General features: G+C 39.6%; 4 protein-coding genes. All 4 read right to left on the bottom strand.

From position 1 onward, the window contains the following. Positions 1-9,552: ESPR-type extended signal peptide-containing protein (locus T432_RS0107320; RefSeq protein WP_028884091.1), on the bottom strand; the 9,552-nt coding region annotated here is incomplete at its 3' end. Positions 9,553-9,722: 170 nt separating this feature from the next. Then, on the bottom strand, positions 9,723-10,862 hold the full coding sequence (dnaJ, locus tag T432_RS0107315; protein ID WP_028884751.1) for a molecular chaperone DnaJ: 1,140 nt from the start codon (positions 10,860-10,862) through the stop codon (positions 9,723-9,725). 6 nt (positions 10,863-10,868) lie between these two features. Beyond that, complete coding sequence (gene dnaK / locus T432_RS0107310; RefSeq protein WP_028884750.1) at positions 10,869-12,812, bottom strand: molecular chaperone DnaK; 1,944 nt, start codon at positions 12,810-12,812, stop codon at positions 10,869-10,871. A gap of 130 nt (positions 12,813-12,942) precedes the next feature. Further along, on the bottom strand, positions 12,943-13,252 hold a 310-nt coding region (grpE, locus tag T432_RS0107305; RefSeq protein WP_028884749.1), incomplete at its 5' end, for a nucleotide exchange factor GrpE.

Below are 13,252 nucleotides of genomic sequence, written 5' to 3'. Positions count from 1 at the left end.
CGATAGCAACGCACTCCAGCCGCTTTGATCAACCTTAATACCATTGCGTGCATTGTATTTGTTTTTAAGCTTACTCACTTGTCCTACTAAATCAAAGTACGAACCATTAGGGTTATAGTTAGTGTGATAGACTCCTAGGCTTAGGGCATCTGTTGTGATACCACCTGCTAACTTATCATCCACTACTATGCCGTTTACTTTTCTCTCTTTATCAAACGTATCCACATCTGTGTTTGTGTAGCCAAACATCACTCCTGTCTCGCTTCTTGCATTTAGACCCTTGTACTTAGTCGCAAGGTCAAAGCCAAACTGCCATGAGGTAGATGTAGACTTAGAGGAGAACTGCTTAGAGCCTGTTAATTCTAGATCTGTGCCTCTGATTCGACCCCAAACCTTACCACCAGCATTTGTAGATTGAGACTGAGCTCCAATCCTCTCATTTAAGGTCCCAAGGTCTGCAAACCCTGTACTCAAATTAATCGTAGGCCCTTGCAAATATCCAGGAACTGATTGTGAGAACGTACCTTTAAGTTTCCACTTATAGTTATTACCCACTTTAACAAGCTGTATCTGTTCTGCTCCCTCAGTCTCTGCTGAACCAGTAAACACATTACCCTCATGATCTTGGTCTACGGTTACTACGTCTTCAGAGTATTTATCGTCCTCATAAGGAATAACATCACCGCGTACTACGCCGTTATTACCTACTTCTACTTTAGTAGAACCAGAGGCTTTACCTTTAACATGAAGAGCATCAGTTACCGATTCATTTGGATTATTCCAGATAGTGTTTACTTTAAGCTTAGAGCCCTCTTCTCCAACATAGTCTCCTTCAACTCTTAGAGTTGAACCTACATTATCTAGATCGTCTTTTTCACCACCAAGGAATATCGTTCCATCTGCTTTATTAGTGAAATTACCTCCCACAATATAATCAGATTTAGAGCCAGGTCCTTGTGCTTGATCAGCTGCAAGTCCTTTGTCTTCATCTCCTACGATAAATGAGCCATTGTTTTCGATATCACCTGCTATAGAGCCGACACCCGCAAATGTAGAACCTGTGCTTATCGCAAGTTTCTTAACCTTAAGGTCAATAGGTGTGTCATTTGAGCCTGCAATAAGCGTACTGCCATCGGCTCCAACCAAATCTCCACCAAAGTTCGGTAATGTCTCTGGTGTTAACTCTAAGCGACCATCAAAATTAAGAGTACCATTACCTTTAACTTTTGCATCGATTGTGCCATTGGCTGTTAAATTGATAGTACCTGAGTTATTGGTATCAACTGTAGTTGAACCAAGGTTTTTCTTCTCTTTAGCAGTAACGTCTGCACCATCTTCAATATCAAGCTCTGAAGCGGCTGTTAGGCCAGTGTTATCGCCTGTGAGTTCTACAGTTTTATCGGCTTTAACTAATACCAAACCATCTCCAGAAAGATCGTTATCGATATTACCGTCTGTATTGATTACAAAATTACCGTTTTGAGCAACTGCCACTGGACCATGGCCTGCTCCATCTTCATGACCTATCTCATAGATGCCATGCTGACTTACAGTGATTTTGCTATTTAATTCATCTTGTGCACCTTCAGATTTTAGATGAGATTTCTTAGCCTCCGTGCCTACGACTTCAAGTTCACTACCATCGGCCCCTTTAAGAGTGCCTTCTTTGGCATTGCTTAGACCATCTGCACAATCACCATGAACCACAAGTTTGCCTGTTTTAAGGTCTACAGTAGAGTCTTTCTGAGCGTTTAAGCACCCAATATGAACTGGTTTAGTTGCATCTAATCCTTCTTTGATTTCAAACACTGCATTAGGATCAACATTTAAATTAGCTGTGTGTTTATCAGCAGAACCTAGAGCATTTTCTGAGCCTGCGATAAGTGTGCCACCTAAAACATTAGTATCGCCTGTAAACTCATTAGCAGAGTTTGCTATTTCAACTTTGTGAGTGTTAGGGTCATCATTGCCAGTGCCGATATCTAAACCGCCTTCTCCTGTAAGCTTAGCTGTAAGTGTATTTGCACCTTCAGCTGTATTTGCAGGGTCTGCTACCAAAGAGAGTTGCTTATCTTTTAGAAGTTCAAGTGATTTAAGAATATAGGAAGCATAAAGACCTTTCTTAGTTTCACCATCTTGCTCTTTTTGCAGATGCGATGCAAGGTCGTATTCACCTTTAGCTACAGCTTCATTGTGTTGAACAATATCAAGATTAGCTGGATTAGAGATGTTATTGCCATCTTTATCGGTAAATACAACCTCTACATTGCCCTCATCACCTTCTACTTTACCTGTTGCTTCGATTAGAAGTACTTTATTCTCTGCATCATCCTGAGTAAGAAGTGCTTTCTCATTTTCTGCTAGAGGATCAGATACAAACTCATCAGCGATTACTGATACCTTAGATTTATCACCTGCAGCTCTAAGAACTGGATCAACAACCGCTTGAACATTTAAGTTCTCAACTTTAAGCGAAGCAGGAACATTCTCTTTATATGCGATGATTGCGTTATTTAATTTAACTTCGCCACCATTAAGCGTTAATGAGCCAATCTCAACAGGTGCAGCTGGATTACCGAATTTAGGTACATCTGCTACCGCCCCTTTATTTAGAACTAAAGTAGTTCCAGAGTGAGTAGCCTTAACGTTTTGAGGATTAAGTTCAACTTTCGCGTTATTTATCTCATAAGAGCCATTAAACTCATCATACTTGCCGTTAAATGCAACTGACTGATTGTTTGCATCTACTGCGTATGTACCGTCTCCTTTAACCTTATCGGTTAATGAGACCTCAGCTGATGCTTCTGAGTTATCTCTTAGAAGCTTAGTACCTTCAGCTAAATTCCAGTTTCCTGTAAACTCATCTACTTTAGAGTCTTTAGTTAAAGAGATGTAAGAGGCATTTGTTAAGGCAACTTCACCTGCTCCAGAGATTGTAGGTGTAGAGAGTATTTCAGGTTTACCTGATTCACCCTTAATGCCTTTAAGTTCAACTGTACCTTCAGCTACAGCCTCTCCTGTACCAAATTGAGATAGTTTTGTGGCAATTAATTTAGTACCCTCAAGCACATTCCAAATTCCATCAAACTCAGTACTATCTTTAGTGAGTTCAACTTGTGCACCTTCTGAAGTCTCCACACTACCAGAGCCTTTAATAGCAACCTTAAGCTTGCCAGCTTCACCAGTCATGGTGCCTAGTTCAAGCTTACCAGTGTCGTTTGTATTTACTACTCCAGTACCAAGAGCATTTTGATTCTTAGCTTTTGCAATCGAATTATCTTTGATATCGACAGTGCCAGTGAGAGCAGAATTATCAGCCGCTAATTCAACATCTCCACCATCTACTACAAGAGATCCATCTCCGCTTACAACATTATCAAATACACCGCTTAATGCTTTAAGCGTCGCATTTCCTGTGCCTGAAACAGTCACTTTACCATTGCCAATTGAATCAAGATTTTCAAGTACAAGCGATGTGTTATCTTGAGCTTCAACAGTGCCTGAGAATGCACTATTTGCTTTCTTGATAACTAGGCTAGAAGCGTGTTCTGCAGTATTAAGAACAATTTTCGATTTTGCAGAGCCGCTCAAAGCCCCTTCGCCTGCTATGCTACTAGAGGCTTCAGAAGCATTCGAGTGGTGTAGATTCAAAGTGCCATCGTTAAGCGTAACTTTAGAGCCATCCTTCGCATCAAGTGCATCTGAGTGAGCAACCTTATTCGAATCGGTCGCAACTTCAGTACCATTCTCTAAAATGATTTTGCTTGTGTGCGATTCTGCAGTACCAGTCGCATTATCTGAAGCGAGAGTAAGTTTGCCAGACTCTACATGCGTTGCACCTTTATAAGCATTTGCTTCGTTTTTGAGCGAAATTTCATCCTGAGCATTAACTTTGATACCGCCTTCGCCTGTCACTTTTGCAGAAAGCACTGCCGCATCACCCTCGCCTGCTTTGCGAAGATCTAGCATCTTGCCCGCTAAAATATTTAGCTCTTTAAGTGCATAAATGGCATTAATACCCTTGTTATCGCCGCTATCCTCTACCTGAGCTGCGATTCCATACTTAGCATCGGCAACTTTTTCTCCCTCTTGTTTGATGGCAATGCTTTTGTCGCTTTGCTGCGCCGCTTGGTTATCGATTGTAAGTTCTAAATTGCCTTCTGTTACTGTTCCTGTTGCCTTAACGATATTGGCGATAATTTCACCATCATCTTGAGCAAGAAGTCCAAGTTGAGATATATCAGATAGCACCCCATTTTGGTCAAAGTCATTTAGGAATTCACCTGAAGTCAGTTTTACAGTCCCGCTATCAGCATTTAAATCTTTTACTTTAAGAGCAGCAGTTTCAGAACCTGGCTTAAGGGCTAATATTGGTTTATCAATAATTAGAGAGCCACCAGTGAGACTTAAGCTACCGATTTCTTCAGTTACGTCTGGTTTTTGAACGACAACAGAAGCTTCTGACCCTGTTGAGAGTTCTAACGTACCTGCTTTAACAGCCTTAATATTTGCTTCATTAAGTTCAAGTTTAGCGTTAGTTAACTTAGTAGTTCCTAAATGTTGAGTGTAATCTGAACCTGTGAAGTTAAGATTTTGATTATTTGTATTTACCTCAAGAACACCTGTAGCAGCAGAACTTACACTATAAGCTAGAGCAACATCTGAGCTTGCATCTGACTGATTATGATACCAACGTGATGAGTCATTTATAGTAAGTGTGGTATTTGATGCACCAGCACCTAATGTTTTAATCTCTATATCAGAGTTTTGATTTAAAACAATGCTCTCAAAATTATTTATCTTTTGTGCATCGGTTGAGAAGACAGCTTTAGAACTATTGAATGATAATGTATCCGTACCATCACCACCATCAAGAATGCCTAAAGCCGCTTTATTAGCCTCCTCAAGATTAGATACTGTTACTGTGTCATCGCCCTCTTGAGTTTCAATAGACTTAGCTGATTTAACATTATCTATATTAACTGTGTCCGCACCTTCACCTGTTTTGATACTACCGTCATTGGTGCTACCTTCTTGCAAATCGTAAGTATCAGATCCAGAGCCAGATTTAATAGCGGCTGTTGAGGTTCCACTATTTGTGTAAGAGTTTTCTCCTTCACCGAGATTAACATCTCCTTTTAGTGTGCCTGAGTTAATTAAAGAGTCTTCGCCAGATCCAGTTAATAAAACAGTTGAGTTAAGTGTTCCACCGTTAGTGATGGAATTAGTTCCTTCTCCTAGGTTGATATTGGCTTCTAAATTACCTGTAGCATCAACTAAAAGTTCATCCTCGCCAGCTCCAGTTATAAGATTGTCTATGGATGCTGTAGAATTCAAAACTTTTATAACATTATCACCATCACGTAAATTTACAAGTGATGAATCAACACTTGATGATCCCTGAATGTTTAATGTATCGATGCCCGAACCAGTATTAATTTCACCTGTAAATGTGGTATCTTCATCTTTTATTGTGATTGTATTTGTTCCATCACCTAGAGATAGATTTCCAGACATACTGGAGCCATTACTCATACTGAATGTATCATCGCCTGCACCTGCAGTTATATGACCAGTTTGTTTGGCTGATGAATTATTGTTAGGAGTATCAGACTGTATGAAAATTGTATTATTTCCCTCTCCAGCATCAATACCACCTTTTACATCAGCATTTGCTCCAAAAATATGGAATTCATCATCTTTAGCCTTAGTAACAACCTTATTTTCTAATACTCCGCTATTTTCAAGATTAACTTGAGCATCACCAAATTTAATTTCTCCAGTAATTGTTGGTCCAGCTTCAGTTGAAGACGGATCAGCTTTAAGGTTTTTAAAACTAATAATGGAATCAGCTGTTGCAGAGTAGTCGATAGCTATTCCACCGTCTGGAGACGTGATATTTCCATTGTTTGTGAATACGTTATCTTGCGGATGTTTCTTAACCCACTCTTTTAAGTCAATAATTGCGTTAGTGGAATTTGATGTCAGATTTCCACTATTGGTAAGGCTTGGTCCCGCATTATCAATATCCCAAGCAGCTCCAGCATCAGTAGATTCAAGATTAATATTTGCTGCACTGCTAAATGAACCTGAAGTATTGATATACAGTGCTCTACCAGTAGCTCCGTCCTTAACATTAATATCGATTCCGCCAACAGTTAGATTTTCATCTGTTTCTGCCCAACGGTCATCGCCACTTAGACTTGCATCTGCTTTCCTGTTCGCAAAAACAATACCCGTACCTGATCCAGTAATATTAATAGTACCGCTAGATTCATTTGCTAATGCAGTCCCAGAGCGAATCGCAATGCCATCTGTCACTTCAAAAGTAGTCTCTTTTGTGGCAATGCCCTCTATTTCAGCCTTATTCTCTACAATAGCACCAGTACCACCTGCTAATAAGGATAGTGTATTTGCTCCAAGAGTAAGCCCTGTTGCACCAGTATCTACAAGAACTACACTCGCAGCACCACCAGCTTTGATTGTCGCCTCAGTAGAACCTTCACCCGACATATCAAGTGATGCACCTTCACCTAAACGAATAGCTGCATCAGTGGCTTTACCATTAGTTAGTTGAATATTTCCTGCTTTATGTTCAAATTTTGATTGAACGCCTGAGTCAGAGGCACCTGAAACATCTACGGCTGCAACAGCTTGAGTAGATCCATCTTTATGAGCACCTGCGACTACTATATTTCCGTGATTAACTAATTTACCGCCTTTTGTTAATTCAACAGCAATTTCATCCTTACCTTGAAGATTAACGTCTCCATGGTTAATTAATTCACCTTCATTAGTTACCGCATAAGCACGTGATTCCTCGGCGGTTGCTTCAGAAGTAATGTTAGAGTAAGAATCAAGTTTAGTTCCTTGTTTTACTCCTTCATCTTCACCAATAATGGAAATACTTCTTCCATCTACAATAGCAGCTTTAGCTAGCTTTCCACTTAAAATAAGCTCAGTCTCTTCACTTAGTGTTCCAGTTGCACCACCAACAACACGCAATGCAACGGATTTATCTCCAGATGCTGTAACAGAAGCGCCACCAGTTGTAACAGTTGTGTTTTTATCTGTAATCCACAATGCAGTTGATTCTACTCCACTAGCAATTAAAGTGGTTTTATTGTTAGGATCAGTAGATGTTCCATCATAACTAGCACCACCAGCAATTCTAAAAAGTTGTGACTGTTCAGAATGAACATTTTGCTCACTAGTACTATTATTAATAATCTCTGAGCCAGCACCATGGATAAAGTAAGCTATATGCTCTCTTCCTGATTTAATATCTATTTTAGAATTTGCTCCTAAGATTACTTTACCTTTATTTCTGGCGTGAATGGCAATACCTTTATTACCCTCTAAATTGACAGTGCCATCAACTTCAATTGTGCTTTTTTCTGACCATACACCGTAGTTTCTAAACCCTGGCAATAAGCTACCAGAGACATTTATGATAGAATCCTCGGTGTTAACCAATCTACCACCAGATGAGGTTCCAGATATTTTTACCCCAATATTATTTGACCCGTTAACGTTTACTATACCACTGTTAGTTACTAGTGTTTCTGCATCACCTTCCCCTGAACCTCCATTTGAAATATCAATACCAACATTACTACGACCATTGTCTTTCGAACCATTTAGGGAAATTGAGCCTGAATTATTAACTTTTATTGCAGATCCATTAACATGAATACCTGTAGCACCATCAATATTTTCATGAATTATTATTTCACCAGAATTAGAGAATGTTGCACCGTTGACATCACCGCTATCACCTAGAACAACACCTCGGAATATACCCTGTTTGTTATGTACTTTTACACCTTCAGGTGACAGCCCAATATGAATTTTTCCTTTGTTTTCGCCAATTGAAGCACCTGTAACTCTAATTCCTTCAAAAGGATTACCTGAACTATATATTTGACTCTCATTTAAAAAATCTCTATAGGAGATAAAAATTTCACCATTTTGTGTAGTTCCAGCAGAGTCGTTTATAACTTTTCCACCGTTATATGCCCACATAGCAAACGATCCTGAACCAAATAAGGATAATTTACCTCTATTTATTGCTAAAGAATTTTCGCCTCTAGCAAGCATTAATCGGGTTCTATCCAACGAGGCCGCATATCTTTCATCTTTATAATATTTGGGACTGATAATATGGCCAGTAGTTTCATTTATTATGTGACCACCTTCGTCAGCTTGCATACCTATTGCATCAGCCTGACCCCGCATAAATTCAAATGTACCTCTGTTTATAGCCTTACTACCAATCCCCTGAGATCTAATAGCAGCTTCTGATGTTACACCTGACAAAGGAGATAAAGACTTACTTGCAAACAGAGCACCTTCTGCAATTTCAACTGTGCCACCATTTTGGGCCTGAATGATAGACCTAGTACCCATTGGAATACTAGTTTCTCCTAAGTTCTGAAATAATTCTTCCTTTAATGAATATCTAATTTTTTCTGTTTTATATGACTTATTAAAATAAGCTAGGTACTCATCTTCGGATTTTATGTCCCCACTTTTTACTTCATTAATAAGCTGATCGTTATAAGCTTTAAAAGAATCTAAATCTACGATATTGAACTCTACCCCAGTTTTAGTAGTTTGTCTTCCACCAGGTTTATAAAATACACGAGTGTGATTTCTCGATAATAAGCTGCTACTACTTTTAATTTCGTTGCCATGAGCATCACCTAAAATTACAAAATGAGAAGATCCGTTCTCACCCCATGTGACTTTAGAACCTTCACCGTCTGCTACCACTAATTGTGAATTTTTGGCATATAGTCTAATTACATTGTTAGAATCTATAAGAAGACCCTTATCCCTTACATCTGTACCATCAAAGTTTCCTTTAGTAGGATTGAAGTTTACCTGTCCACCCTCTTTTGCAGTGACAATTCTAAAATCGTTATAAAAATTCACTTGACCTCCAGGGACGTTGGATCCCATGGACCAAACATAACCGTGAGCTTTTCTAACTTTGAAAAAACTAGAATCGTATACTTGAATTGTGGTTTTACTTTTAGTCACACTATCTTCATATACAACTGATTTTTTTGGATTAAAAACATAATTATCTGCTTTAGGACCGAAATCATTTAAATCCGGATTCCACACATAATCTTTAATATTTTCCCAATCCTGAGGTAATACTGCATTTTTAAAATCATCTGTCCGTGCATGGGGATAGTAAGTTATTATGGCGTATTTGTTTTTATAATTATCAACAGCATTTTCAAGAGACCCAGTTACATTAATTGTTTCCCCTGCCCCCGCAACAATCGGTCCTTCGCCCGCATTATCACCCCAAGGTCCATTAGAATCTGTAGGTACTCCGTCAGCAGTAGGGTCGAATCTCAAAGTTGTCAAATCCACAGTAGTTGTCTGTGCAAGCACACCCATTGCCATCCCACTGAGGGCTAAAGAAGCGATTAATTTTTTAGTGCTTACATTCTTACAGTAACCTCGGGCAAATTCATTTACAGCAACCCATGAACCAAGTGTTTTGTTATATACAACCTTGAAAATTTTGTTCATAAAACCCTCAATTAGAAATTATTATTAAAAAATCAAACCCCGTAATTTTAGGAAATCAAAATTACAAATATTGAAACATTGTAAGATTTTTTAATGAGTTGTATATAGAACTTATCTATATGGAACAAAAAAACCCACCGTTTCGGTGGGTTTTGATATAAAACTTAAATTTATAAATTACTAAAAAAATCTTTTACTTTGTCCGTCCAATGCTTATTTTGAGGTGAATTTTTTCCCAAATCCTTCTCAATAGTTGCATCAAACTGACGTAGCAAATCTTTCTGCTCATCGCTTAAATTAACAGGCGTTTCGATATGAACATGACAGTAAAGATCACCAGGCACAGAAGAGCGTACACCCTGAATACCCTTACCTTTTAAGCGGAATACCTTACCTGATTGCGTACCTTCAGCAACAGTGATATTAGCTTTCCCCTGAAGAGTAGGCACTTCAAGAACGCCACCTAGAGCCGCTGTTACAAATGGCAATGGCACTTCGCAATGCAAATCATCCCCATCCCTCTCAAAAATTGGATGTTTCTTTATAGAAATCTCTACATACAAATCGCCTGATGGACCACCATTAATTCCAGGCTCTCCATGACCATTTAAACGAATACGCATTCCATGGTCGATACCACGTGGTACATCCACAGATAACGTTTTTTGTTTACGCACATGACCTGCACCACCGCATTTATCGCAAGGATCTTTAATAACTGTACCAGTACCACCGCAAGCATGACATGTTTGTTGGAAACGCAATGGTCCTTGTCGAACTACGGTTGCACCTGTACCGTTACATGTAGGACAAGTAGTAGGTTGTGCACCATTTTTTCCGCCAGTTCCGTGACATGAACCGCATGTATCGTACCCGTTAAATCGAATCTCTTTTGTATATCCAGAAGCAGCTTGCTCTAGGGTAATCTCTAAGCGATACCGTAAATCATTCCCGCGGAAAGACTGAGGCTGAGTACGGCCACCACCTCGAGAAGCACCACCAAAAATATCTCCGAATATGTCACCGAATATATCTCCAAAATCTGCACCAGCACCAAAGCCGCCACCGCCGCCCATACCATTAGGGTCGACTCCTGCATGGCCAAACGTATCATACGCTTGACGTTTTTTAGAGTCAGAAAGAGTCTCGTAAGCCTCTTTCACTTCTTTGAATTTTTCTTCAGCTTGTTTGTCGTCGGGATTGCGATCTGGGTGATATTTCATAGCTAAGCGACGATAAGCTTTTTTTATCTCATCGTCGCTCGCACCCTTTGCAACTCCTAGAACTTCATAAAAGTCACGTTTAGCCATTGGGTATTACTTGCTTTCTGAATCCTCAGATTTAACTTCTGTAAAATCAGCGTCAACTACATTATCGTCTTGAGGAGCTGAATCAGCCTCAGCTGCACCTGCTGCTTGAGCTGCCGCTTGTTGAGCTTGCATATCTGCGTACATCTTCTCGCCTAATTTTTGAGATGATGTAAGAAGAGCTTGAGTTTTAGATTCAATTTCCTCTTTGTTATCGCCTTTAATAGCTTCTTCAAGTTCTTTGATAGCTGACTCGATAGCTTCTTTTTCTGAAGCCTCAAGTTTATCGCCGTATTCAGTTAAAGATTTGCGAGTTGCATGAACTAAGCCATCAGCTTCATTACGCACTTTAACTAACTCCGCAATTTTCTTATCTGCTTCTTCATTATCTTGAGCATCTTTAACCATGCGTTCAATTTCTGCATCAGTCAAACCAGAGTTCGCAGTGATAGTGATTTTATTTTCTTTTCCAGTGCCTTTATCTTTAGCTGACACATTCAAGATACCATTTGCGTCGATATCTAGAGTAACCTCAATCTGTGGAATACCACGTGGAGCAGGTGGGATTCCTTCAAGATTAAATTCACCTAAAGCTTTGTTGTACTGAGCAATCTCACGTTCACCCTGGAACACTTTAATAGTTACTGCAGGTTGATTATCGTCCGCGGTTGAGAACACTTGAGTATGACGTGTAGGGATAGTGGTATTTTTCTGGATAAGCTTAGTCATCACACCACCCAATGTTTCAATACCTAAAGAAAGCGGAGTCACATCAAGAAGCAATACATCCTTACGATCTCCTGAAAGAACAGAACCTTGGATACCAGCACCTACCGCAACAGCTTCGTCTGGATTTACGTCTTTACGAGGAGCTTTACCGAAAAACTCTTGCACCTTCTCTTGAACTTTTGGCATACGAGTCATACCGCCTACCAAAATCACATCGTCGATATCGCTAACTTTGATGCCCGCATCTTTAACCGCAATACGGCATGGCTCGATTGTACGTTCGATAAGATCTTCAACTAATGCCTCTAATTTCGCACGAGACAATTTCACATTCAAATGTTTTGGACCTGAAGCATCCGCAGTAATATACGGAAGATTAATCTCAGTTTGAGTTGTAGATGAAAGTTCGATTTTCGCTTTCTCTGCAGCCTCTTTTAAACGTTGTAGAGCAAGCACGTCTTTAGATAAATCTACGCCCTGATCTTTCTTAAATTCGCTAACAATATAATCGATGATTCGTTGATCGAAGTCTTCACCACCCAAGAAAGTATCACCGTTTGTAGATAGCACTTCAAACTGATTTGCTCCATCCACATCTGCAATTTCGATTATTGAAATATCGAATGTACCACCACCTAAGTCAAACACTGCAATCTTACGGTCGCGAGATTCTTGCTTATCAAGACCGAAAGCAAGAGCTGCAGCTGTAGGTTCATTGATAATACGAAGTACATTTAAGCCAGCAATTTTACCTGCATCTTTAGTAGCTTGGCGCTGACTGTCGTTGAAATATGCAGGCACAGTAATCACTGCATCTTTAACTTCCTCACCTAAATAATCTTCAGCTGTTTTTTTGATTTTGCGTAGGATGTCCGCTGATACTTGTTGTGGAGCTAATTTCTTACCGTTAGCTTCAACCCATGCATCGCCGTTTTCTGCTTCGACGATTTTATAAGGCATAAGATTAATATCTTTTTGAACTTCCTCATCCTTAAAACGACGTCCAATCAATCGCTTAACAGCAAAAATTGTGTTTTGAGGATTAGTTACAGCCTGACGCTTAGCAGGAGCACCCACAAGAATCTCTCCGTCTGCCGCATAAGCTACGATAGATGGAGTTGTACGTGCACCCTCAGAGTTTTCGATGACTTTAATTTGGCCGCCGTCCATAACTGAAACGCAGCTGTTAGTAGTTCCTAAGTCAATACCAATAATTTTAGACATATTGAAATCCTTTAAATAAATTCTTTATGATTTGTATGTATGGGTTGCATAAAAAATTTCAAGAAAAAATAGAAAATTTTCTTCCATTAGGTGGCAATGCCCCCGCCCCCCATCAATCTTTCCCTTTAACTTACCCAGCCGATACTATCACTAATGCAGGACGAACCACTCTATCCGCTAATTTATACCCTTTTTGCAATACCTGAACGATACAGTCTTTCTCTATCTCGGAGTTAGGGACAGATGAAATTGCTTGATGAAAATTGGGGTCAAATTTAGTCGAAGCATCAGGAGCAATTTCTGTAAGATTATTTCTCTCTAAAGCTTGAGTTAATTGCTTATAAGTAAGGTCCATGCCCTCTTTTAGACTTTCTAGACTTTGTTCTTCCGCACTTAAAGCCGCCTCTAGCGAATCTCTTACTGGCAATAACTCCGCCGCA

It is taken from the genome of Taylorella asinigenitalis ATCC 700933 (assembly GCF_000687755.1).
In the GTDB taxonomy this organism is placed as follows: Bacteria; Pseudomonadota; Gammaproteobacteria; order Burkholderiales; family Burkholderiaceae_B; genus Taylorella; species Taylorella asinigenitalis.
The sequence above is the reverse complement of the archived record's forward strand: the minus strand, read 5'-3'. Positions and strand labels throughout refer to the sequence as shown.